Raw genomic sequence first — 24,026 nt, forward strand, 5'->3', positions numbered from 1 at the left:
TCGAGGCAGGCTATAGCAATAAAAATATCTGCTATCAATGATGAATCCGATAGATTGCCGCTTCTGTTTCGGTTACAAATATCGAAGGTGGGATGCGTCAGCCGGCAAGGCTCGCGCAGACCAGCCTGCAGCGCCGAACGTACAAGGAGATGCCGATGGCAGGGTTGATCGAAGGAGAAGCCGGATTTGCCCAAGGCAATCCCGGTTCGATCGGCCGGTAAAAGCGGCGCCACCAAACAGGAAATCAAAGCCAAAAAGGGGAATACATGGACACGATCAGGAATGGTCTGAGCAGACGCAGCGTTCTCAAGCTTGGGGCCGGCACGGCCGCGGTATCATTTCTTGCAATGCCGGCCATCGGCCGGGCGGCTCCCACCTCGCTTTCGGTCGCCAATGGCGGCGGCGCGCTGGGTGACGCCTTCAAGGCGGCGTGCTTCGATACGTTTGAAAAGAAGACCGGCATCAAGATCATCAGCGCCCCCTACATGGAAGGCGCGCGGCTGAAGGCAATGGTCGAGGCCGGCGCGGTCGATATCGATGTCACCGATACGGATTCCTCGGAAGCGGCGCCGCTGGCCGTCGCGGGCCTTCTGGACGAGATCGATTACAGCGTCGTGCCGAAGGACAGCCTGATCGACGGCGCGGCCAGCAAATACTGGACGTCGTGCTACATCGCCGGTTGCGTTCTGAGCTGGAACACGGATTCGGCCAAGGATGGCCGGCCGAAGAACTGGCAGGAGTTTTTCGATCCCAAGTTCAAGGGGCGCAGGACGCTCTGGAAGAACGCCGCACAGACCATGGAAGTGGCGGCCCTCGGCGCCGGCCAGACGCTGGACAAGCTCTATCCGATCGACATCGACCGGGCTTTCGCAATGCTGGACGGTATCCGGTCCTCGATCACCTGGTGGACGTCCGGAGCCCAGAGCGCGCAGCTTCTGGCCAATGGCGACGCCGATTTCGGCATGTGCTGGAACGGTCGCGTCGACCCGGTCAAGCAACAGGGCGGCCCGATCGACTACACGTTCGACTACTCGCTCCACACGCCGGGCATCTGGAGCCTGCCGAAAGGCGGCCGCAACCGCGACACCGCCATGAAGTTCATCGCCCACTGCATGGACCCCGAAGTCCAGGCTGCCTTCTCCAAGCTGATCCCCTACGGACCGACGAACGACAAGGCCTTCGACATCCTGTCGGCGGAAGAGCGCGCGCGCATGCCGAGCTCTCCGGAGAACCGGAAGCTTTCGGTCGCCATCGACGGCGACTACTGGCTCGAGAACGGCACGAAGATCTACGACCGCTTCAACACCTGGGTCGTGACGAAATAGGCTGACCATCCGGCTTGGAACTGCGCGAGCGATTCTGTCGCTCGCGCAGTTCTGCCGTTGAAATTCGTCGCCGCTCGCTTGCGCAAGAGCGCAACGATCTAGTGAAATGGCCCCGACATACGGATCCACGAGTCAGGACTTGTCCACGCCATGAAGCATCGCAGCTTCCTGCTTTATCTTCCCGTCGCGCTGCTGCTGACGCCCTTCTTCCTCGCGCCGATGGCGGTGATCGGGACCGAGAGTTTCAGCGGTCAGCACGGCGTCGGGGCCGAGTACGTCAAGGTCGTGACCGATCAAGGCATCCGGACCGTCCTCTACAACACCTTCTACGTTGCCGCGATGGTGACGATCCTGTCTCTGCTGATCGGATATCCGATCGCCTATGTCCTGGCGCGGCTAAAGGGACGATGGGCGACGATCGGCATATTCCTCATCTTCCTGCCGTTCTGGGCCAGCACCGTCATCCGCTCTTTCGCATGGATGATCCTGCTTGGCCGCAAGGGACCGGTGAATTCGATCCTTCTGGGCATCGGCCTGATCGAGGACCCGATCCGCTTCATCGACAACGGGCTGGGGCTGATGATCGCCATGACCTACATCATGGTGCCGTTCATCGTCGTGCCGATCCTCAACGGCTTGCGCGCCATCGACCCCAATCTGCCGCGCGCCGCCGCCGTGCTCGGCGCAAATCCCTGGCGCCAGTTCCTGGCCGTCACCTTGCCGCTTTCGATGCCCAACATCGCGGTCGGCTGCACGATTGTCTTCGTCACCTCGCTGGGCTTTTTCGTAACGCCTTCGCTTCTGGGAGGCGATTTGACCGTGGTCTCGATGCTGATCAGCGAACAGGCCAACAGGCTCTTGGATTGGCCGCTTGCATCGGCTCTGGCCATCATCGTGCTTCTGCTGACGATCGTCATTTTCGCGCTTCTGCGGCTCAGCCAGCTGGCGTCCCGGCGCAGGGACAAGGCGCGGTCGGGAGTGTTCGCATGAGCGTTTCGGAGAAAAAACTATGGACTGCCTGGAGCCGCTTTCTGACCGGGCTGGTGGGCGCGATCCTGATCGGATTTCTGGTGCCCATCCTGGTCGTGGTTGCGGTGTCCTTCCAGAGCAAATCCTATCTCTCGTTTCCGCCGACCGACTTTTCGCTGCGCTGGTACCAGCAGTTCATCGGCAACGACGATTATCGGTCGGCAATCTTGAACAGCATGATGATCGGCGCGTCCGCCGCGGCGCTTGCGACCATTGCCGGCATTTCGACGGCGCTCGCGGTCGTGCGCGCCAGGGCGCCGGGCTCGGCGATCGTCAGCACGCTTTCGATCGCGCCCGCGGTGCTGCCGCAGATCGTTCTTGCGATCGGGCTGTTTCCCATCAGCGTGTGGCTGGGCCTTCAGGGGACGCTATGGGCTGTCATCCTGGCGCATGCCGTCATCGGCCTGCCCTTCCCTTTCATCACGGTTTGCGGTGCGCTCACGTCCTATTCGAACCGCATCGAGATCGCCTCGATGACCCTGGGGGCGAACGCCTTCCAGACTTTCAGGCTGATCACCTTTCCGATGATCCGCCCGGCCGTCATCGCCGGCTTCATCTTCGCGTTCGCGGCCTCGCTGGACGAGCTGGTGCTGGCTCTGTTCCTGAGCAGCCCGTCGACCCGCACGCTGCCGCTGCTGCTGTGGGAGCAGCTCAATTTCCAGGTCACACCCGAAATCGCCGCCGCGGCCAGCGTCATTCTTGCGGTGACAAGCCTACTCATTCTTGCGGCAACCCTGTTGCCGCGTCTCGACAAGGACAATTAGGATGCTGCAGATGGTAAGCCGATCGGCAACGACAGCGGAAAGCCGTGCCGCGGGAGGAGCCGCGGTTTCGATCCACAATCTTTGCAAGCGCTACAACAATTTTGAAGCCGTCGTCCCGACATCCGTCGAGATCGCGTCAGGCGATTTCTTTGCCATCATCGGACCGAGCGGCTCGGGCAAGTCAACGCTGCTTGGCATGATCGCCGGCTATATCGATCCGACGGCAGGGCGGATCGTGGTCGATGGACGCGACATCGTTCCCGAACCGATCTATCGCCGCAACATCGGCATGGTGTTCCAGAACTATGCCCTGTTCCCGCACCTGTCGGTCGCTCAGAACGTCGCCTATCCGCTGAAGATCCGCGGCGTCGCCAAGCATGAGATTGCAAGGCGCGTACGCGAAAGCCTGGCCATGGTCCGGCTGGAAGCCTTCGCATCGCGCATGCCTTCGGAACTCTCCGGCGGCCAGCAACAGCGCGTCGCGCTGGCGCGAGCCTCGATCTATCAGCCGTCGATCCTGCTGATGGACGAACCGCTCGGCGCACTGGACAAGAACCTGCGCGACGAGATGCAGGAGGAGATCAAGCGCTTCCAGCAGGAGCTTGGCGCGACCGTCATCTATGTCACCCATGACCAGCAGGAAGCGGCATTCCTGGCAGACCGCATCGCCATCATGCGTGACGGCGCCATGACGCAGATCGGCAGCCCGCGCTCGCTCTACGAACAGCCGAAGAGCCGCTTCGTCGCCGAATTCCTCGGCGAGGCTTCCATTTTCCCGGTCAAGACGGCTTCGGGGAAACTGACCGACCAGACCTGCCGCATCACGCTCGAAGACGGGACCGAAACGGTCATTCGAACCGGCGAGGACGGCGGGCCGGGCCGCTTCGCATGCATCAGGCCGGAACGCATCACCATCGGCCCGAAGGCTCGAGGCCTGGCGAATGCTTACACGGGCGTCGTGCGTGAGAGCCTCTATACGCCCGGCAGCATCCGGTATCGCGTGGAACTGAAGGATGCCGGTTGCCTGCTCAAGGTCCGGGCGCTGCCTCAGCACAACACCGAAGTGTTCGAGACCGGCAGCTCGGTGGACATCGGCTGGTCCGTCGACGACATGACCATCCTGGCGGAGTAGCCACGGCCGCTTGAAAAAGTCAGCCAGGCAGCGCGCTTGGCCTAGGGCATTTCAGCGTTCACGGAAACGGTGGAATGCCTTATCTCTTTGTTTTTCAAGCAATTCCGGACGGAAAACCGCTCACACTTTTCCTGGAATTGCTCTAGGCCGGCCGCTGCTGACCATAGGTCTTGTAGCGGTCCTTCACCACGCTGAGTTCATCCGCCGTCAGCATCACCGGGCGCCCGACCATGCTGGCAATCATGTACTGCCTGGCGAGCGTTTCCAATTTCTCGGTTCGCGCGAGCGCGGTGGCAAGATCCGGCCCATAGGCGATCATGCCGTGATTGGCGATAAGGCAGGTGTTGCGTTCGGCAAGCGCGCGCACCACGGCGCTTGCAAGATCCGCCGTGGCGAAGGTCGCATAGTCCGAGCAGGGGACGTCATCGCCTCCGAACGAGGCGATCATGTAATGGAACGCCGGCAGGCCCTGCCTGAGGCACGACAATGCCACGCAATGGTCGGGGTGGGCGTGCACGACGGCCTGAGCCTGGGGGAAGGCCCGGTAGATTCCCGCATGCATGTTCCATTCGCTCGATGGCCGGAAATCCCCGCCCCATTGGCCGTCGAGCGTCATTTCGACCATCGCGTCGGCATCGAGTTTTTCCGGAGAAATCCCGGTCGGGGTGATCAGCATGGCGCCGTCTCCGAGCCGCAGGCTGATGTTGCCCGAAGTTCCGCTGTTCAATCCCTTCGAAGCGATCGAGCGGGTCGCGTCGACGAGCGATCGACGCGCGGTTTGATCTTTCATTGTGCCCTCGTCGTTGGCGGCCATTGCTCGAGATACGGTTCGGTCCTTGCCGGCCGGCGCATCTCTTCGAGCACTGTTGAAAAAACGTCGATCCCGCCGAGCTTGCCCGATTTCAGCATCAGCGCGACCTGAAACGGCATTTCGGCGATCATGCGTCCCGTGCCCAGGCCCTGGTACGGTCCGACGATGAAGCGGTTGATGGGCAATCTGGGCACGATGGCGCCGGCCGTCTCGCCGCCGGCGACGACCAGACGCCTGACACCGCCCTCGAAGATCAGCCGCTGCGCGAGTTCGGTGAGAAAATTCTCAGCCGCGCGCGCCACGACGTCGCGGCCGTATTTGCCCTGCAAACGTTCGACCTCCTGCTGCGGCGCCATTGTCGCGATCGCGATCGGCCGGTTGGCCGCGATCGCCCGGTTGGCCGACGCAAGCACAGGCGCGCCGAGGTCTTCGCCTTCCATGAGCCGCGCAAGGTCGACGCTGACGATCTCGTTTTCCCGGCCGAAGTGATCGAGTTGCTCGGCGGTCCGCGGCGCGACACTTCCCGCCAGGACGACGGCCGGGCCCTCGACGCCCGGCAACTCCGCCGCCTGAGGATTTGCAAGCCTGCCGCTGCGGCGCCACGAGGTCGGCAGATGCGCCACCACCGAAGCGTTCCCGGTCATGAGCGGCATCTCGGCGGCGGCTTCGGCAATGGCTGCAAGATCGCGTTCATAGATCGTGTCGACCACCGCGAAACGTGTCCCCTCCTGCGCCAGCGCCTCGCAACGCTCGGCAATCGCCTTCGAACCGCGATCGACGACCGGATGCGCGACAAGGCCAACGCGGCTCCTGCTCTGCGCGGCGAGAACGCGCACGATGTTGGAATCCGTCATGGGAGTGAGAGGATCGAACCGCTTCGGCGATTCGGCGAGGATTTGAGAACCGCCGAACATATAGCCCTGGAACACGGTGCGCTGGGTCTCGCAAAGCGCCGGGCAGAACAGCACCAGCCTGGCGCCAAGCAGGTCCGCGAGCGCTTCGGCGCATGGTCCGATGTTTCCGGCCGGCGTCGAATCGAAGGTGGCGCAATATTTGAAGAAGATCTGATCGCAACCCGCCGACAGCAAACGCCGCGCCGCCGCGATGACGAGGTCGACCGCATCGGCGGCCGGGATGACGCGCGTCTTCAGAGCGATGACATGTGCAAGCGAATCCGGCGCGATCGCTGCATCGATGTGGGTGGAGAAACCGGTCGGCACGCCCCGCGCCACCAGCATGGCTGCCAGCTCGGAGCCTCCGGTCAGATCGTCGGCTATCGCGCCCAGCAGCAGCTGACGTTCTTCTTGCATCTTCATCGGGCTTCTCTCTCGAACCTTCGTCTTGCCATCGGTCGAATACACTCAGAGACCGAGAAAGTCGCGCATGAGGGCGAGCTGGCCATCCATCATCTGGCGGCCGAACAGTACGCGGCAGCCTTTCGCTTCTGCGGCCTGCAGCAATCTGGTCCGTTCCGGCTTCATGACGATGTCGGCGACAATCATGTCCGCCGACAGCGTTGCGAAGTCCAGGAGGTGGCCATCATCCTTGCCGGCCATCCCGACGGACGTCGCGTTGATGATCATGTCGAAGCCGGTGGCGTCGGCGGCGCCGGTTCGTACCGGCACGCCGGGATATGCGGCGGCTACCGCATCGGCAAGCCCGGCGACCTTGGCCCGGTCACGATTGCAGATGACCAGTTCAACCACGCCCGCCTCGGCCAGCGCAAAGGCCACGCTGCGGCCGGCGCCGCCCGCGCCAAGCAGGAGCACGCGAAGGCCGGCCAGCTCGACGCCCGCTTCCACCGCGCCGCGCACGAAGCCGGCGCCATCGACATTGTCGCCGATCAGCTTTCCATCGGGATTTCTGCGGATGCAGTTCACGCTGCCTATCGCGCGGGCCCGACCCGTCAATTCGTCCAGCAACGGCAGAACCGGTATCTTGTGCGGAATGGTCACCCCCGATCCGACACAGTTCCAATACGCTCGCAAAGCCTGAATGGCGCCGGCAAGGTCCTGCGGTCCGACGTGAACTGGAACGCAGACGAAATCATGGCCGGCGGCCCGCATGAAAGCCGTGATGGCTTCCGTTCCAACCACGTGCGAGACGGGATCGGCCAACAGAAGCATGATTTTTGTCTGCCCGGTTATGCGGCGCGCGTCCATCGATTCCTCCCGGGGAGCTGCTGCTGAGTTAATATGATAAATATCGGTTATCTTTTTGTTCCGGCAACGAACCAGATACAAACCGGCATCACCGGCATTTGCGCTTGTTTTCCCGTAAATTCAAGCGATTTCAGTGATCGCGGAGCCAATGCCCGGATCGAATGGCGCGGCAATTATTTGTCGCATATGCCAGTTGATAATAAATAAGTTTATCTGTAATCCTAGCCCTCTCTCACATTATGAATGGCTCGGCCACGCAGGGGATTTTTCCATGTCGAAGCGGCAAATGCATCTCATAGGTTACGTGCTGGCCGGCCCCACCTGGCATCACTACGGAGCATGGCGGCACCCGGAAAGCGACGGCCTCGATATGCTCGACCCCGCCCGCTACGAGGAGATTGCCCGAACTCTCGAGCATGGGAAATTCGACGGGCTTTTCTTCGTCGATTTCCTGATGCTGTTCGACTCATACGCCGGCGGCTACCGCACGAATCTGAAGGAAGGCGGCCAGCAATGCATGATGGATCCCATGCAGCTCCTTTCGGCAATGGCGCGTGTCACGTCGCATATCGGGCTGGCGTCGACGATGTCGACGACGTTCTACCACCCCTTCCACATTGCGCGGGCATTCGCGTCGCTCGACCACATCAGCAAGGGCCGCGCCGGCTGGAACGTGGTCACATCGGCGATGGAACGTGAGGCCAAGAATTTCGGCATGGATGCGCTGATGGACAAGAACAAGCGCTACGACATGGCGGACGAAGTGCTCGAGGCCTGCGACAAGCTTTGGCAGAGCTGGGAGCCGGGGGCGCTGGTCGGCGATCGCCAAAACAATGTCTTCGCCGACGCCGACAAGGTTCACTACGTGAACTACGAAGGCAACTATGTACGCACCAGCGGCCCGCTAACGGTGCCGAGCTCGCCACAGGTCAGGCCGGTGATCATGCAGGCGGGTTCCTCCCCTCGCGGCCGCGAATTCGCAGGGCGCTGGGCCGAAGTCATCTTCACGCTGCAGAACTCCAAGGAGCACATGCAGGCGTTCTATCGCGACATCAAGGACCGCGTCGTCGCCAGCGGCAGGAAGCCGAACGAGTGCGCCATCGTTCCGGCGGTCGACATCGTTCTCGGCGACACGGAATCGATCGCCAGGGAACGCGCCGAGGCCATCAACGAATATGCCAGCCCGACGCTCGGCGTTGCGGAGATCTCGAACGCGCTCGGCGTCGACATGTCCAAGGAGCCGCTCGACAAGCCTTTGGAGGACCTGGAATTGAGCCAGGGCTGCCGCGGCATCCTCGACGTGATGCTTCAGGGCACGAAGAAAGACGGACTGACACTCGGCCAGGCCGGCAAGGCCTGGGCAACCAGCCAGATGACGCCTCAGCTCGTCGGCACGCCGAAGATGATCGCCGATTATCTGCAGGATTTCTTCGAGGCGGAGTGCTGCGACGGCTTCATGATCTGCCCGTCCATCAGCCCGGGCACTTACGTCCAGTTCGTCAAAACGGTGGTTCCGGAGCTGCAGCGCCGCGGAATATACCGCAAGGAATACCAACACTCGACCTTCCGCGAAAACCTGCAGAACTGAGGCGGCCACGGAGCGTCCTGGAGCGGTTCATCGTTTCACGAAAAACCGCTCTATCTCCATCTCTTTGTTCTGACGCAATCCCGGACGGAAAGCTGCGAAGTTACCGAGCCCAGCGGCTCGCACCAGAAATGCTCCAAGGACGCTCCGCTACGCGCCGACTTCGCGCGTCGCGAGGATCTCCGGAAGATAGCAGCGCAGATAGGCTATGCCTGCCAGATGCGCTTCGGCGATATAGTCGTCGCGGATGTAACCGTTTTCGCTGTAAGACAGCGAGAAAACGCCATCTATCATGGCGAAGTATGTCGCAAGACGGCGCTCCCATTCCGGCATCGCCGGCACGTGGAAATAGTAGGAAAGCAGCTGCGACCTGCCGTCGACGAGGCGGTGATACTGCGATATGTCCGCGCTCTTGACCTCCACACTGATGTTGGCGCCGAGAAACAGCCGGAGCGCGGCCGGATGGCTGTTGTGATATTCGGCCGCGCTGATCACCTTTTGCCGGAACAGATCCTGCCAGCGCGCCGGCCGAACCTCCAGCGGCAGCATGGAGAGTTGCAGCAAGGCGTTGTGGTGAACTTCGGCGAGCGCAAGCAGGGCCGCTTCGGTGCTTGGGAAGAAATGGTACACCGACGCGGTCGGGACCTTCGCCTTGGCGGCGATCTGATAGAGCCCGATATCCTGGACATTGCTCGTCGCAAGCAACTCGTCCAGGGCGTCGAGCAGCTTTCGGAAGCGCACTTGCCCCGGCTTGCGTTGAGGACGCCGCGCCACGACGCGCTTCGGCTGCCGGTCCGCGGCGGACTTATCCTCGACATCGTTGCTCATCGTCACCTCGAATTGCGAAAATCTCGATTCCGAGACAAGAAGAAACGCTCCGGCAGGTCAAGACACATCAAGACAATAAACCCAGTCTTGGCGGGCGCGCCTGCCTAATAGCGGCGGTTTGGCGACCCGTGGCCCGCCGATAATGTCTGACGCCGGCCGGCTGTCATCTATGCGATTTCTGGGCTTCCACCAGTAGATGCTCATTGTTCGTCATCGCCGCGTCCCGGCGCATCCGGTCGTAAAGCCAGGAACAGAACTTCTCGCAGCTCTGCTTGCGCAACTGCCCGGCCGGTTCGACGACGTAATAGTCCGAGCCCCTCACCCTGTATGGAGCGAGCTCCAGCGCCGGCACGAGGACCCCGCTTGCGAAGAGGTCGTCCACAAGCGGACTGCCGCCCAAGGCTATTCCCTGACCGCTCAGCGCTGCCTGCATCAGAACCGAGAAATTGTTGACCGTGATCTGATGCTTGCCTTTGGTCGTTTCGACGCCATGGGCCTGGAACCAGTCGCTCCAGCCGCCGCCCTGCACCGAGCGTCCTTCGATGCCCAGCAACATCTCGCCAAGCAGATCGCCAGGACTTGCCGGACGCCTGCGGTCCTCCCAGTAGGACGGGTGGCAGACCGGCGTCACTTCGCAGCCGATCAGGAACCGCGAAGACATGGACGGCCACGACCCGCCGCCGAATCGAATGGTCATGTCGATCCGCTGCTTCGAGATGTCGACGAGCTCGTCGTTGACCGCCAGGCGCAGATCCACGTCCGGGTTGAGCTTGCTGAATTCGGCAAGCCGCGGCGCCAGCCAGTAGGTGCCGAACGCATGGGTCGTGCCGACGACAATAGCCTGGGGATCGCTCAACTCTCTCACCCGGTCAGCAAGCGAAGCGATTGCCGTGAGATGCAACGGCAGCGACGCATTCAACATGATGCCGGCTGCGGTCAGCTCGATCGAGCGATGCCCGCGTTCGAACAAGGGGGTCTGCAGGAAATTCTCCAGTTCCCGGATCTGCCGGCTGATGGCCGCCTGGGTGATGTTGAGCTCGTTGGCTGCCTTGGTGAAACTCAGCAGCCGCGCGGCCGCCTCGAACGAGATCAGGGATATGAGTGAGGGGATGCTGGTACGCAGGGAAGACATAACAAATCTTAATGCCAATCGGGCGTGAGCCGCAAGCAATTGCGACCGCGACGGCAAGCGATTTCAATGCGCTTTCGTGGATGTGATGGCGGAAACCGCGGAATTCGGATCAAGTCAACTCAGATCGATAATTCAATGCTTTAAGCGATATGACCGTCGCCGGCCGTCTGCGGTTGGCAAAACAAATTGTTATGGGTGTCCAAGAATTTTGCGCGTTTACGGCCAACGCCGGCTTCGGCATGTTGACGTTACTGAAAGCGTGATCATAGGACCAGCACCACATGAACGCTCCCATCGTCGGTACCCCCGCCCATGCGCCTTTGGCGGCCGGCCGTGACCTGTTCAAGACCGTTTCAAGTCACTGGCCGTCCGGCGTCGCGGTGATCACCGCGGTCGCCGACGACAGGAGCCTGCACGGCCTGACGATGAGCGCCGTGATCGCGCTCTCGCTGGACCCCATGCAATATCTGATTTCGGTCGACAGGACGTCCAACACTCTGCCGGTGCTGAAGGCCACCAGGCGCTTCTGCATCAACTTCCTGAGCAGCCAGCAACAGGATGTCTGCATGCTGTTCGCCAGCAAGGCAGCTGACAAGTTCGCATCCGTCAGCCACCGCATCTCCGACAGCGGGCTCCCGTTGATCGAGGGCGCGGTCTCGCACATCATCTGCGATATAAATTCAGTCATTGCGAGCGGCGATCATGAGATCATGATCGGCGATGTCCGTGATATCGAGCATGCCGGCGGCGACCCGCTCATCCACTTCAAGCGCTCCTTCCATACGGTGCAGCCAGGCTGATCCGTCCGCGCGTCCCCATTCGGGCGCAGGCCTTCGGTCCGCTCCCGGCGTGGACCGCCACACGGCCGGTGCCTTTCGCGTTTGCACGGAATGGTCACCGCATACTTACGGAAACTTGTTCCCACTTTCGGCGGACATGCTCTAGGATGAGGCCGATGCGGTTCTGTATTTCCGTGACGGCGTTGGGATTCCTGCTGGTGGCGATCGCCGCCGGCATGTGGCCGTCTTGGGCGCTGGCCTGGTCGCTGTCGCGACCCACCATTGCCGTCGCAGTCCAGTCGTCGCCCGACACCACGCAGCCTTCGGCCTTCAAGCCCTGCTATCATACGGTGCGGACGTCGAGCATATCCTGCTTCCCCCAGATCGGCCTGCCGGAAGGCGCGACCGGTGGCGAGACGCGAAATTCCAGCCATTGCATTCCTGCCATAAGCCCGCACGCGACGAAGCTCATCTTCCGCGAAACGGAACCGCGCCCGCCACGACCCTCCTTCGTCGCTTGAATCGGTGCGCCCGGGCGGACAACCGCCTGTGTGCTTCTTTCATCCATGAAGGGCGGCGATGCCGCTCCAGAGGTCATCTTATGCTCAACGAAAATCCGATCGGCCGCCGGCGCTTTCTGCTTGGCGCCTCCGCCTTGGCGGCGACCGCGACGCTCCTGCCTTTCCTGCCGGCTGGCGCCCAGGAAGGCCTGACGCCCGAACAGGTCCTCAATGATCCCGACATGCCGTTCGTCGGCGCCAAGAATGCCGACATCACGATCGCGGAGTTCATGGACTACAACTGCCCCTATTGCCGCAAGAGCCATCCGGAACTGAAGAGGCTTCTCAAGAGCGACCGCAAGGTGCGCGTCGTCTACAAGGACTGGCCGGTGTTCGGTCCGGTTTCCGAATATGCCGCCCGCATGACGCTCGCGGCCAAGTGGCAGGGAAAGTACGAAGCCGCGCACGACGCGCTGATGTCGTCACCAAAGCGCTTCCAGCAGAACAAGGAAGTCACGGCCGTGTTGACCAGGGCCGGCGTCGACATGGCGAGGCTGAACAAGGATGCCGCGGCGCACAAGGCCGATATCGACAAGCTGCTGGCACGAAACGCCCTGCAGGCCGACACGATCGGCCTGCAGGGCACGCCGTCCTGGCTGGTGCAGTCCTTCATCGTCTTCGGCGGCCTCAGCCACGCTCAGTTGCAGGAGGCCGTGGCGGAGGCGCGCCGCAGACAAAAGGCGCCGAGTGGCAAGTAGGCTTCCGTGCCTTCACGGAGGTTGCCGGCCATCCGGCATGGCAACCTCCAGCGTGTCCTTCGGCCAAGCCTTAGGCGATGAACGCCTCGGCCACGCTGCGAATGCCTGCCGCATCGAGCTTGTAATGGGCGTAGAGATGGGTGGGCGGCGCGATCAGGCTGTACTCGTCATAGATGCCGTGGCGTTTGAGCTTCACGCCAATCCCCTCGTCGGCGAGCACTTCAGCCACCGCGCCGCCAAGCCCGCCCAGGACATTGTGCTCTTCGACCGTCATGATCTTCATCTTCTTCGAGCGGGAGGCCGCTTCGAGAATGGCGTCGCGGTCGAGGGGCTTGATGCACGCCATGTCGATCACGCCGACGGAGTGCCCCTCCGCATTCATGGCACTCGCGGCCTCGAGCGCACCGTGCACGGCCATCCCGCAGGCGATGATCGTCAGCTCGTCGCCTTTCAGGTGCTCATGCGCCTTGCCGAATTTGAATGTCGGCGTCTCCTTGTAGACGACGGGATCGCGGCCACGGCCGATGCGGAAATAGATCGGCTTATCGTAGTCCGCGGAAGCGCGGATGGCCGCTTCCAGCTGCGGACCGTCCGCCGGCGACACCACCGCGAGATCGGCGATCGAGCGCATGATGGCGATGTCTTCCGTGGCGTGGTGCGAGGTGCCGTAGAAGCCGAGCGAGATACCGGTGTGATGGCCGACGAGCCGGACCGGCTGCGCGGAATAAGCAATGTCCATCCTGATCTGCTCGCAAGCAAGCAGAGCCAGGAATGAAGCGAAGGTCGCCACGAAGGGCACCACCCCGCAGGTCGCGATGCCCGCGGCCGTGCTGACCATATTCTGCTCCGATATGCCGAAGGAGATATAGCGGTCGGGATAGGCGGCCGCGAAGCGGTTCAGGCCGTTCGAATATTGAAGATCGGCCGATCCGGCCATGACGTTGTGGCCTGCCTTCACGAGATCGATCAGCCCGTTGGACAGATGATCGAGGCCTGGATTGACGGCGTTCAAGCCGCGATACTGCCACGAATTGGGAGAGAGAGGACCGTTCATTTCAAGCATCCAGCGCGTTGATCTCAGCGACGGCCTTTTCGGCATCGGACGGGTCGAGATAGCCCAGGTGCCAGCCGGGCTCGGTCTCCATGTAGGAAACGCCCCTTCCCTTGCTGGTCTTGGCGATGATCACGCAGGGCTTGTCGCGCTCATCATCCGCCCTCACCCGCCGCAGGAGCTCGGTGACCTTCGCCACGTCGTGGCCGTCGACGGTATGGACCTCCCAGCCGAAGGCGCGCCATTTCTCGTCGAGCGGCTCTATGTTCATCAGATCGTCGACGCGCCCGTCCAGCTGGTAGCCGTTGCGGTCGATGATGGCGATGAGATTGCGGGCCCGGTGCTGCGCGGCGTTGATCGCGGCCTCCCAGACCTGTCCTTCCTGCATCTCGCCATCGCCCATCATGCAGAAGACCCGATAGTCCTCCTCGCCGGTCCAGCGCTGCGCCAGCACCATGCCCAGCGCATTCGAGAGCGCATGGCCGATCGACCCCGACGAGAAGTCGACGCCGGGCACCTTCCTCATATCGGGATGATCGCCAAGCGGGCTGCCGAGGCGCGTGTACCGGTCGAGCCATTCCTTCGGGAAAAAGCCGAGATCGGCGTAGATCGGAAACAGGCCGACCGCTGCATGTCCCTTGCCGATCGTGAAGCGATCCCGCCCCGCCCATTTCGGTTCGCCCCGGCGCAGCTGCATGACGTCGTAATAGAGCGCGGCGAATATCTCCGCAGCCGAGAAGACGGACGTGTAGTGGCCCGTCTTGGCGATCTCGATCAGCCGGATCGTCTCCAGCCGCACGAAGCGGGCGCGCTCCTTGAGTATCGCCACCACATCCGGCGTGGGTTCGAAACTGTTGCTGCGCGCCTTATCCGTTGAAGAACCGCTCATATCATCCTCGATCAAGTTCATGGCTCCGCGGCGCGGGCATGGAGCCGCGCCGCGACTGCGTCAGGAACGCAGATTTTCCCGGAACGTGCTTCCGGTGTAGTCCCGGCGATAAATGCCCCTGCGCTGCAGCTCGGGCACCACCGACTTCACGAACTGGTAGAACGAGCCGGGGGTGATCGACGGACAGATGACGAAGCCGTCGCACGCCTCGGCCTCGAACAGCTCGTGGATGTGATCGGCAATCATCATCGGCGTGCCGACGAGCTGCGGCGACATCTGGGTGGTCGCATATTGATGGCCGGCATCGCGCAGCGTCTTGCCCTTGCCGCCGCTCATGATGATATCGAACACCCCGCGCGCGCCTTGCGTGATCTCCATCTCGCTCAGCGGCTGGTCTATCGGGAAGCCCGAGAGGTCGATGCCGATATGGTTCGACATCTCGGAAAGGCCAAGCTCGGCGTTGGCGAGGGAATCGATATAGTCCGCCCGCTCGCGTGCGATCGATTCCGTTTCGCCTATGACGATATCGGTCGCGGGCAGAATGGCGCAGTGCGAAGGATCGCGCCCTGCATTCGAGACGCGGTCCTTGATGTCGCGGTAGAAGGCTTGCATGTCCGCCTTGTTGTTCTGCAGCGTGAAGACGATTTCGGCCCAGCGCGCCGCAAACTGACGCCCGCGGTCCGAAGACCCCGCCTGCATCAGCACGGGACTGCCTTGCGGCGAATGCGGCGTCATCAACGGGCCGCGCGTCCTGACGTATTTGCCGGCATAGTTGGCGTAGCGCACTTTCGATGGATCGCCGAAAATGCCGGCCTGCCGGTCAAGCACCAGCGCATCCGGTCCCCAGCTGTTCCAGAGCGCCGTGCAAGCCTCGACCACCTCATCGGCATGGTCATAGCGCTGAGCCTTGTCCAGCAGCCGGTCCATGCCATAGTTCTGCGCTTCGCGATCGGTCGCCGAGGTGACGATGTTCCAGGCCGCCCTGCCGCCGCTGATATGGTCGAGCGAGGCAAAGGCACGGGCGATGTGGAACGGATGATAAAGCGAGGTCGACATCGTTGCCGAAAGGCCGATGTGGTTGGTCACCCGCGCCATTGCCGTCAGCATCTGCATCGGGTCGAGCATGCACATATGCCCGCCATATTTGACGCAGGGATCGATGACGCCGCCATAGGTATCGTAGAGGGTCTGGACGTCGACGAAGAACAGCCCGTCGAATTTTCCGGCCTCCAGGATACGGGCGATGTTCTCGTAGCGTCCGGGGTCCAGGAAATCGGTCCCGTCGCTTTCGTCATGGCGCCAGCTGCCGTTGTTGTGCCACGAAGGGCCGATCGTGCAGTAGCCGACGAAATGTAGCTGGCGCCCCATTGAAACCACCCAGGATTCGCCCGTATCGGGCCTTCAAGACATTGCCCCGGCAACCGTTACGCAGCGAAGATTTCAGGCATGACGGCGCCGATCGACCTCTGCTTTAGGCACTCGAAGCCGCGCCGTGCACTGGCAAAAACCTTTGGCTTGAATAACCTTTCGTTATGCGACACGGCGCGCGCCCCGATCCCCAAATCACGCCTCGAGCGACGGGCCCGTATACTGGCGGACGACGCCTTGGCCGATCAGCGCCTCGACTTCCTCCGGCGTGTAGCCCAGCGTTTGCGACAGCACGGCGGCGGTGTCTTCGCCAAGCATCGGCGGCGCCTTGTACTTCGCCCCGCGCTGGGCGCTCAGGCCCTGCGCCGGCCTCACAAGGGAGATCGGGCCGATGTGCTGGCTGTGCAGTGTCTGGACGACTTCCCTGGCCTTCACGGTCGGGCTCTCGAAGGCTTCCGGAACGGATTTGACCTCTCCGGCCGGCACGCCGTGGCGCAGGCAGGCCTCCATCCAATAATGGCGCGGCCGGGTCCGAAATGCCGGGCCCAGCGTTGCGAGCAGGCTTTCCCGATTGAGGGCCCTTGCCGCCGCGGTCTTGTAAAGCGGGTCGCCGGCGAGGTGCGGCACGCCGACGACCTTTTCGCACAGCGCGGTAAACTGCTTGTCGTTGCCGACGGCAAGCGCGAAGCTGCCGTCGGAGCACTCGCAGATCTGATACGGAACCACCGTGGGGTGCGCGTTGCCATAGCGCCGTGGAATGACACCGGCATTGAGGTACCCGCTGCCGACATTGATCAGCGTGTTCAACGCGCATTCCAGCAGCGAGATGTCGATATATTGCCCCTGCCCGTTCTGCCGGCGCTGATACAACGCCGCCAGTATGGATTGGGCCGACACCATGCCGGCAATGATATCGGTCATCGCCACCCCGATGCGCTGCGGCTCGCCGTCAACAGGCCCGGTGATGGACATCAGGCCGCTTTCCGCCTGCACTACGAAATCATATCCCGGGCGGTCCCATTCCGGACCGGTCTGCCCATAACCCGATATCGAGCAGTAGATGATGCCCGGATTGACGGCTTTCAGGGTTTCATAATCGATCTTGAGCCGCTGGACCGTGCCGGCTCGAAAGTTCTCGATCACGACATCGGCCTCGGCGGCCATGCGGTGAATGATTTCACGGCCCTTCGGATGCTTCAGGTCCACCGCTATGCTGGATTTGCCGCGGTTGGCGCAGAGATAATACGTGCTGATCCCGTTGTAGTTCGGCACGGACCATGCCCGGGTGTCGTCGCCGCCGTCGATATTCTCGATCTTCCAGACTTCCGCGCCGAGATCGGCCAGGCTCATCGTCGCCCAGGGACCAGCCAGCACACGCGAAAGATCCAGCACCTTGATGCCTGCCAAGGGCAAAGCGGGTGCGCTTTCGCCGGTGGGCGTCTCGCCGATGGTTTCCGACATACGTCCTCGCTTCCTTGCTTGAAATCGCCGGCTGCCGGGCGCTCAGGCCGACGGCCCGATATCCACGGGACCCGGAAAATGACACGCCGCCAGATGCCCCGGCTCGACCTCGATGAGAGGCGGCACGATCTCGGCGCACCTGTCTTGCGCCTTGAAGCAGCGGGTCCTGAATGGACAGCCCGACGGCGGATTGATCGGGCTCGGCACGTCGCCCTTGAGCAGGATCTGCTTGCGGCCTCGCTCCAGGTCCGGGTCGGCGACCGGCACGGCCGACATCAGGGCTTGCGAATAAGGGTGGAGCGGCCTTGCATAGAGTTGCTCGGCCGGCGCGACTTCGACGAAGCGGCCGAGATACATCACCGCGACCTTGTGCGAGATGTGACGCACGACCGAAAGATCGTGCGCGATGAACACATAGGCCGTCCGCATCTTCTCCTGGATTTCCTGGAGAAGATTGAGCACGCCTGCCTGGACCGACACGTCGAGCGCCGACACCGGCTCGTCGAGGACGAGGACTTCAGGCCTCAGTGCGAGGGCGCGGGCAATCACGACACGCTGGCGCTGGCCACCTGACAATTGGTGTGGGTAGCGCCTGCCGTGCGCGGCGCTGAGACTGACGAGATCCAGCATCTCCAGCACCCGCTCACGCCTTTGCGAGCGGCTCATCGTCGTAATCCGCAGCGGCTCCGCGACGCTGTCTTCGACGCGCATGCGCGGATGCAGCGATCCATAGGGATCCTGGAACACGAGTTGCAGATGTCTGCGCATCCGCCGCATCTGCTCCGCACCGAGCGAGACGATGTCCGTGCCGTTCAGCGTCACGCTGCCGGACGTCGGCTCGATCAGCCTGAGCAGGCATCGCCCGAGCGTCGACTTGCCACAGCCGGACTCTCCGACCAGCCCCAGCGTTTCGCCGGGATCGAGATCGAACGAGATGTCCGTGACGGCCTTCAGCTGCGCGACCTCGCGGCGCACCAGGCTGCCGCCCATGATCGGGAAGACCTTGGAAAGATTGCGCACAGACAAGGCGCCGCCCGCCGTCACGCCGTCCGCAGCTGGATTTGGGGCTTCAGCCATGTGCGGGCTCTTCGGATTGCGCCGCCCGGGCCGGCTCGCCCCAGGGCGGCAGCGTCTCGGCGAAATGACAGGACGCGCGGTGGCGCCCAAGCTCGACGGTCGGAGGCGCAACTTTCCGGCACACGTCCTGGGCAAAGCTGCAACGCGGGTGAAAGGCGCATCCCTCGGGCAGCGCGCCAAGCATCGGCGGTGCGCCGGGGATCGAATAGAGCTTGTCCTTTGAAGCCGTCAGCTTCGGAATGGAGGCGATCAGCCCCCGTGTGTAGGGGTGACGCGGATTAGCGAAGAGCTCCCGCACTTCGGCCTCCTCAACCACCAGTCCGGCATAGATGACAGCGACCCGATCGGCATGCCCGGCGACGACGCCGAGGTCGTGGGTGATCAGGATGAGGGCCAGTCCGAGTTTCTCCTTGAGATCGCGCAACATGCGCATGATCTGGGCCTGGACCGTGACATCCAGGGCCGTCGTCGGCTCATCGGCGACAAGCAGTTCGGGATTGTTGGCGATCGCCATGGCGATCATCACGCGCTGGCGCATGCCGCCCGAGAATTCATGCGGATATTGATTGATCCGCCGGTCCGGCTGCGGGATTGCCACCAGTTGCAAGAGCTCGAGCACCCTCGCGGTCGCTTGCGCCTTCGTCATGCTTCTGTTGTGGAGAACAAGCGCTTCGCGGATCTGATCGCCGACAGTCATCACCGGATTGAGCGACGACAGCGGATCCTGGAAGATCATGCTGATCTCCGAGCCGCGAAGCGCGCGCATCTCGCGGCGCGGACGGCCGATCAGTTCCCTGCCCTTGAAGACGACCGAGCCGGTCACCACGGCATTGCGCGCCTGCAGCCCGAGCGATGCCAGCATGCCGAGCGATTTGCCCGAGCCGGATTCTCCGACGATGCCGAGAACCTCACCCTTGGACAGTTCGACGTCGAGGCCGCGCACCGCCGGCAGCATTTTGCCGTGCGAGGAAAAGCCTACCTTCAGATCGCGTATGCGCAGCAGCGGCGCCGCGGAAGCAGGACCGGTCGTCTCGGCGACACTCATTTGGACGACCTCGGATCGAAATAGTCGCGCAGGCCGTCGCCGATGAAATTGAAGCCCAGCACCGCCGTCAGGATGGCCATGCCCGGCCCGAATGCGATCCACCAGCTGTAGAAGTATGTGGCGCCGTCCGAAATCATGGCGCCCCATTCCGGGGTGGGCGGGGTTGCGCCAAGCCCGATGAAGCTGAGCGACGCGGCAAGCAGGATGACCTGGCCGAGATCCATCGTGGCGCTGACCAGGATCGGCGTCCAGCAGAGCGGCAGGATGTGCTTGGTGAGGATACGGAAATGACCGGCGCCGGCGGCGACCGCGGCTTCGACATGCTCGCGCTCGCGCACCTCGAGCACCTGGGCGCGCATCAGCCGTGCATAGACAGGCCACCAGACCACGACCATCGCGATCGCCGCATTGCCAAGTCCCGGACCGAGCGAAGCCGCGACAGCCATCGCCAGCAGGATCGGCGGGAAGGAAAGCGTGATGTCGACCAGGCGCATGATCGCGGCGCCGATGATGCCTCCCTTGTAGCCCGAAATGGCGCCGGCGGCCGAGCCGATAAGGACAGCGCTGGCAACGACGAGGAGCGCGATCGGCAGCGAATGCTGCGCGCCATGGATGGTGCGCGAGAACACGTCGCGCCCCAAGGCGTCGGTTCCAAGAAGATAGGTGGCATTGGGCGGCTGAAGCCTGCGGCCGGCCAGCGACAGCGGATCATAAGGGGCGATCCAGCTCGGCACCAGCGTGGCGGCAAGCCAGAAAAGGACGACAAGGCCGCCGACCACAAAGGCCGGGGAAGCCCATTGGGGAAGACGGATGCGGGTGGGCGATGCTTGAACCGAAGACAATGGCATCTCTCTCAGTTCAGGCGCACGCGCGGATTGGCGAGCACGTAGGCGATATCCGTGAGAAGGTTTGTGATCAGGAACATCACGCCGCCGACGATGGTCACGCCGATGATCGCCGGGAAATCAAGCGACCGGGCTGCCGTCACGGCGTAGCTTCCCATGCCGGGCCACGCGAACACGGCTTCGGTCAGCACGGCGCCGGTGATGAGATAGGCAAAGGAATAGCTGATCACTGTCAGCACCGGCACCAGGATGTTGCGAAACGCATGGCGAAGCACCACCCGCAATTCTCCCGCGCCCTTGGCGCGCGCGGTGAGGATGAATTCGCGCTCCATCACTTCGAGCATATTGGCGCGGACCAGGCGCGAGATCGTTCCCGCCACGGTCCAGCCAAGCACGATCGAGGGCAAGATGAGGTGACTGAGCGCGTCCTTGAAGGCGGTGAAGTTTCCGGCCAGCAAGGTATCGATGGTCATGAAGCCGGTCACCACGGGCGGCGGCGACATCCTGGGATCGATGCGGCCCGGCCCCGGCAGGATCTGGTATTTGACCGAGAACAGGAAAAGCAGCGCGAGGCCCAGCCAGAAGATCGGGACGGACGATCCGAAAAGCGAAAATATGCGTGCGCCCTGATCGATCGCGGTGTCGCGGTAGTATGCCGCGAGAAGCCCAAACACGATGCCGATGACGCTGCCGATGATCATCGCCGAGATGACCAGTTCGAAGGTGGCCGGCAGCCGGGCCATCAGATCGGTCGTGACCGGGCGACGGGTGACGAACGACGTTCCCATGTCCCCTTTCAGCAGGTTGCCGACATAGATGAGATAGCGTTCCGGCAAGGGACGATCGAGACCCCATCTTTGCCGCGCGGCTGCGACGATTTCGGGGTTGTTGAGCTGCTGCTCGCTGACCACGGCCGTGAGCGGGTCACCCTTGGTGATGGCCGTCAGCAGGAATGCCATCGTAACGATCCCCAACAAAATGAAGGGCATCGCGATGCTGCGTCTGACGATGTAGTTGAGCATCCGTCGTCTCGTGGCGTAACGTTTCGCTCCACGCTTTGAGCGAGAGTCCGGCGATATTGACAAGGTGGCCAACACCAGTCAATAGAAATGAAATTAAGTTCCAAATTTCGTTGCGAGGCCTGTCGGCTGCCCGTTGCGACTGATAGGGTGGGCTCCCGACCAAGAGCCTGTAGGGCCATATTCGCTGTTGGGAGGCAGCATGCGAAAACGCAACAAACCCATACCGGCGCCATCGGATGAAGATCAGGGACAGCATTCGTCCGCCCTGGTGCGCGGGCTGCAAATCCTGCGCGCGTTCACGCCAGCCGACATATCGCTCGGCAACCAGGAACTGATCGAACGAACCGGCTTGCCAAAGGCCACGATCTCGCGCCTCACCTACACCTTGGTCGGCCTCGGCTATCTGCTTTACGATCCGGTTCTGGGCCGATACTCCATCGGGCCGGCGACCGTATCGCTCGGCTACTCAGGCCTTAGCAGCAGCGCCGTGGTGTACATGGCCAAGCCGCTGATGCAGACCCTGGCCTTCGAAACCGGCGTCGCCGTCGCCATGGGCATGCGCGACGGGCTCGAGATGGTCTACGTCTCGAATTGCCGGCCCGAGACGCCGGTCACGCTGCGGCTCAATGTCGGTTCGCGCCTGCCAATCTGGCAGACATCGATGGGGCTGGCCTATCTGGCCGCCATGGAGGAGGGCCTGCAGGGCCGCGTCATCGGCCAGTTGATCGAGAACAGCCCGGACAACAGGGAAAAGATACGCCGCGCCATCGACGGCGGGCTCGAAAGCTACGCCAAGCATGGCTACGTGACTTCGTTCGGCGACTGGTACAGCTACATCAACGCCGTCGGCGTGCCCTTCAGGCCGAGCGATGGGTCCCAGCTAGTGGCCATCACATGCGGCGGCATCAAGGACCTTGCTCCCGTCGAGGCATGCGTCTCGATTTTCGTTCCCAAGCTGAAGTCGTTGCTCGCCGAACTGCAGAACCGGCTGACCGGCGCAACGTTGCCACCGACGGGCGAGTATATGGCGGCGATGGTCCAAAGGGACTAGCCAACTCAAGGATAATTCCATGGCCATTGCCGTCATTTTTCCAAAGGTCAGCCTGGAGACCGACACCGGCACCCTCGGCCGCTGGCTGAAGGACGACGGCGCGGAAGTCGCGCAGGGCGACGCGCTGTTCGAGATCGACAACGACAAGGCCGCGGTCGAGGTCGAGGCTCCGGTGTCCGGCTTCGTCGCGCACGCTCGCGCCGCCGGCGAGGAAGTGCAGGTCGGCGAAATCGTCGGCCATATCCTTGAAAGCGGCGAGCAGATCGAAGTCGCGAGCAAACCCGCCTCGGCGCCGTCGGCCGGTCCCGACCGCAATGGAACGCCGGTGCCGCCGCAGGCGCCCTCCTCGACGCGTATCGTGGCAACACCCCTGGCAAGGCGGATCGCCGCCCAGCATCGGATTGACCTCCACGGCATCCGCGGCTCCGGCCCGAAAGGGCGCATCCAGAAACGTGACGTGCTCGGCGAGCGACCGGTCGTCGATGCGCCGGCTGTCGTCTCAAGCTTCCGTTCCGCCCAAGACGTCGATGGGCGCGAAAGCAGCCTGCAGGGCGGCGGATTGCACGCCGCATGGCTGCAGCGCGAGGGCGCCGAAACGCTCGTCGCCCTGCACGGCTTTGCTTCCGACCATAATGCATGGCGCGGCCTTCTGGCCGCCGGCCGGCCCAAGGCACGAATGCTGGCCCTCGACCTGCCTGGACATGGACGGTCGCCGAGGACAATCCCAGAGGATCTCGACGCAATCTGCGTGATGGTCGAGCAGCGTCTGGCTGCCGAAGGCATCGAGCACGCCACGATCGTCGGCCATTCCTTCGGCGCCGCCGTCGCGGCCAGGCTGGCCACTCGCGGACTGATAAGAGCCAACTCGCTTTTATTGATTTCGCCCGCCGGCCTTGGCCCTGAGATCCGCCACCAGTTCATCCATGGCTTCGTCGCGGCCAGGCAGCCGTCCAGCCTTCTGCCCTGGCTCCAGGAACTTGTCTTCGACCCCGGACAGATTTCGGAGGCCTTCATTCGCAGCGTCGTCGACCAGCGCCAGGACGACAGCCTGTCCAGCGCCCTGGCCAATCTTGCCGAGCGGTATTTCTGCGACGGCACGCAGACCTTCTCGATCCGCCGCGACCTGGAACGGCTCCGCATCCCCATGCGCATCGTGTTCGGCATCCAGGACAGGATCATTCCGTTCGCTCATTGTCATTCTTTGCCCGGGCGCGTCGGCCTCCATGCTTTCCGGCAATGCGGCCACCTGCCGTATTTCGAACAGCCCGAGCTCACCTTGTCGATCGTCGACGAAATGCTGGCGCTCGGCCGCAACGATCGCTGACGCCGTCACGGCGGCAGTAGAGGCAAATGTCGCGGCTGGGCCGCGCCTATGCGAACACCGAATGCGCGAACATCCGAGGCAGCAACTC

At 62.8% G+C, this 24,026-nt stretch carries 23 protein-coding genes; 10 read left to right on the plus strand and 13 right to left on the minus strand.

What is annotated here, in order from left to right:
• Positions 1 to 266 precede the first annotated feature (266 nt).
• The 4 genes from FJ471_RS06015 to FJ471_RS06030 all read left to right on the plus strand — a co-directional run bounded on the left by FJ471_RS06015 (position 267) and on the right by FJ471_RS06030 (position 4,250).
• Positions 267 to 1,325, plus strand: coding sequence for an ABC transporter substrate-binding protein (locus FJ471_RS06015; RefSeq protein WP_140802237.1), 1,059 nt, complete (start codon positions 267 to 269; stop codon positions 1,323 to 1,325).
• Between the two features lie 150 nt (positions 1,326 to 1,475).
• Positions 1,476 to 2,315, plus strand: a complete 840-nt coding sequence (locus FJ471_RS06020; RefSeq protein WP_140802238.1) for an ABC transporter permease — start codon at positions 1,476 to 1,478, stop codon at positions 2,313 to 2,315.
• Positions 2,312 to 3,118 (plus strand): ABC transporter permease, encoded by an 807-nt coding sequence (locus FJ471_RS06025; RefSeq protein WP_140802239.1) that lies wholly within the window; start codon positions 2,312 to 2,314, stop codon positions 3,116 to 3,118. The genes FJ471_RS06020 and FJ471_RS06025 overlap by 4 nt, the downstream gene beginning before the upstream one ends.
• 1 nt (position 3,119) lies before the next feature.
• Entirely contained in the window at positions 3,120 to 4,250 is a 1,131-nt protein-coding gene (locus FJ471_RS06030; protein WP_140802240.1) for an ABC transporter ATP-binding protein, read from the plus strand.
• Between the two features lie 142 nt (positions 4,251 to 4,392).
• Here the strand turns inward: FJ471_RS06030 and FJ471_RS06035 are convergent, their stop codons facing one another.
• From FJ471_RS06035 to FJ471_RS06045, 3 genes are read right to left on the minus strand one after another with little or no spacing between them, the layout of a single operon-like run.
• Complete coding sequence (locus FJ471_RS06035) at positions 4,393 to 5,040, minus strand: class II aldolase/adducin family protein (protein WP_140802241.1); 648 nt, start codon at positions 5,038 to 5,040, stop codon at positions 4,393 to 4,395.
• Entirely contained in the window at positions 5,037 to 6,377 is a 1,341-nt protein-coding gene (gene otnK / locus FJ471_RS06040; protein WP_181179185.1) for a 3-oxo-tetronate kinase, read from the minus strand. The genes FJ471_RS06035 and otnK overlap by 4 nt, the downstream gene beginning before the upstream one ends.
• A 45-nt stretch (positions 6,378 to 6,422) precedes the next feature.
• Positions 6,423 to 7,304: a shikimate dehydrogenase gene (locus FJ471_RS06045; RefSeq protein WP_140802242.1), complete on the minus strand. Its 882-nt coding sequence runs from the start codon at positions 7,302 to 7,304 to the stop codon at positions 6,423 to 6,425.
• A 190-nt stretch (positions 7,305 to 7,494) separates the two neighbouring features.
• Between FJ471_RS06045 and FJ471_RS06050 the strand changes: the two genes are divergently transcribed.
• Positions 7,495 to 8,811 (plus strand): LLM class flavin-dependent oxidoreductase, encoded by a 1,317-nt coding sequence (locus tag FJ471_RS06050; protein WP_140802243.1) that lies wholly within the window; start codon positions 7,495 to 7,497, stop codon positions 8,809 to 8,811.
• A gap of 147 nt (positions 8,812 to 8,958) precedes the next feature.
• Here FJ471_RS06050 and FJ471_RS06055 read toward each other — a convergent pair whose 3' ends face one another.
• Both FJ471_RS06055 and FJ471_RS06060 read right to left on the minus strand, forming a co-directional pair.
• Complete coding sequence (locus tag FJ471_RS06055; RefSeq protein ID WP_140802244.1) at positions 8,959 to 9,636, minus strand: TetR/AcrR family transcriptional regulator; 678 nt, start codon at positions 9,634 to 9,636, stop codon at positions 8,959 to 8,961.
• Positions 9,637 to 9,799: 163 nt separating this feature from the next.
• The gene (locus FJ471_RS06060) at positions 9,800 to 10,825 is read right to left on the minus strand and encodes a LysR substrate-binding domain-containing protein (RefSeq protein ID WP_140802245.1); all 1,026 of its coding nucleotides are present in this window, start codon (positions 10,823 to 10,825) and stop codon (positions 9,800 to 9,802) included.
• Between the two features lie 224 nt (positions 10,826 to 11,049).
• On the opposite strand from FJ471_RS06060, the gene FJ471_RS06065 reads away from it, so the two are divergent.
• The 3 genes from FJ471_RS06065 (at position 11,050) to FJ471_RS06075 (ending at position 12,805) form a co-directional block, all read left to right on the plus strand.
• A complete protein-coding gene (locus tag FJ471_RS06065; protein WP_140802246.1) occupies positions 11,050 to 11,568 on the plus strand; it encodes a flavin reductase family protein in 519 nt (172 codons plus the stop codon).
• A 155-nt stretch (positions 11,569 to 11,723) separates the two neighbouring features.
• Entirely contained in the window at positions 11,724 to 12,068 is a 345-nt protein-coding gene (locus FJ471_RS06070; protein WP_140802247.1) for a hypothetical protein, read from the plus strand.
• 80 nt (positions 12,069 to 12,148) lie between these two features.
• Complete coding sequence (locus FJ471_RS06075; protein WP_140802248.1) at positions 12,149 to 12,805, plus strand: DsbA family protein; 657 nt, start codon at positions 12,149 to 12,151, stop codon at positions 12,803 to 12,805.
• 70 nt (positions 12,806 to 12,875) lie between these two features.
• Here FJ471_RS06075 and FJ471_RS06080 read toward each other — a convergent pair whose 3' ends face one another.
• The 8 genes from FJ471_RS06080 to FJ471_RS06115 form a co-directional block, all read right to left on the minus strand.
• Positions 12,876 to 13,859, minus strand: a complete 984-nt coding sequence (locus FJ471_RS06080) for a transketolase C-terminal domain-containing protein (protein ID WP_140802249.1) — start codon at positions 13,857 to 13,859, stop codon at positions 12,876 to 12,878.
• Position 13,860: 1 nt separating this feature from the next.
• Entirely contained in the window at positions 13,861 to 14,745 is an 885-nt protein-coding gene (locus FJ471_RS06085; protein ID WP_140802250.1) for a transketolase, read from the minus strand.
• A gap of 60 nt (positions 14,746 to 14,805) precedes the next feature.
• The gene (locus tag FJ471_RS06090; protein WP_140802251.1) at positions 14,806 to 16,113 is read right to left on the minus strand and encodes an LLM class flavin-dependent oxidoreductase; all 1,308 of its coding nucleotides are present in this window, start codon (positions 16,111 to 16,113) and stop codon (positions 14,806 to 14,808) included.
• Between the two features lie 195 nt (positions 16,114 to 16,308).
• Positions 16,309 to 17,574 carry a CaiB/BaiF CoA-transferase family protein gene (locus tag FJ471_RS06095; protein ID WP_140802252.1) on the minus strand — a complete coding sequence of 422 codons (1,266 nt, stop codon included), beginning with the start codon at positions 17,572 to 17,574 and terminating at the stop codon, positions 16,309 to 16,311.
• A gap of 42 nt (positions 17,575 to 17,616) precedes the next feature.
• A complete protein-coding gene (locus FJ471_RS06100) occupies positions 17,617 to 18,651 on the minus strand; it encodes an oligopeptide/dipeptide ABC transporter ATP-binding protein (RefSeq protein WP_140802253.1) in 1,035 nt (344 codons plus the stop codon).
• Positions 18,644 to 19,696: an ABC transporter ATP-binding protein gene (locus tag FJ471_RS06105; protein ID WP_140802254.1), complete on the minus strand. Its 1,053-nt coding sequence runs from the start codon at positions 19,694 to 19,696 to the stop codon at positions 18,644 to 18,646. The genes FJ471_RS06100 and FJ471_RS06105 overlap by 8 nt, the downstream gene beginning before the upstream one ends.
• Complete coding sequence (locus tag FJ471_RS06110; protein WP_224668607.1) at positions 19,693 to 20,538, minus strand: ABC transporter permease; 846 nt, start codon at positions 20,536 to 20,538, stop codon at positions 19,693 to 19,695. Before FJ471_RS06110 ends, FJ471_RS06105 begins: the two co-directional genes overlap by 4 nt.
• Positions 20,539 to 20,549: 11 nt before the next feature.
• Positions 20,550 to 21,563 (minus strand): ABC transporter permease, encoded by a 1,014-nt coding sequence (locus tag FJ471_RS06115; protein WP_140802256.1) that lies wholly within the window; start codon positions 21,561 to 21,563, stop codon positions 20,550 to 20,552.
• Between the two features lie 199 nt (positions 21,564 to 21,762).
• On the opposite strand from FJ471_RS06115, the gene FJ471_RS06120 reads away from it, so the two are divergent.
• Together FJ471_RS06120 and FJ471_RS06125 are read left to right on the plus strand one after the other, a co-directional pair.
• Positions 21,763 to 22,614, plus strand: coding sequence for an IclR family transcriptional regulator (locus tag FJ471_RS06120; RefSeq protein WP_140802257.1), 852 nt, complete (start codon positions 21,763 to 21,765; stop codon positions 22,612 to 22,614).
• Between the two features lie 19 nt (positions 22,615 to 22,633).
• Entirely contained in the window at positions 22,634 to 23,938 is a 1,305-nt protein-coding gene (locus FJ471_RS06125; RefSeq protein WP_140802258.1) for an acetoin dehydrogenase dihydrolipoyllysine-residue acetyltransferase subunit, read from the plus strand.
• Positions 23,939 to 24,026: the final 88 nt, after the last annotated feature.

The sequence above is a fragment of the Mesorhizobium sp. B2-7-1 genome, from assembly GCF_006440735.1.
In the GTDB taxonomy this organism is placed as follows: domain Bacteria; phylum Pseudomonadota; class Alphaproteobacteria; order Rhizobiales; family Rhizobiaceae; genus Mesorhizobium.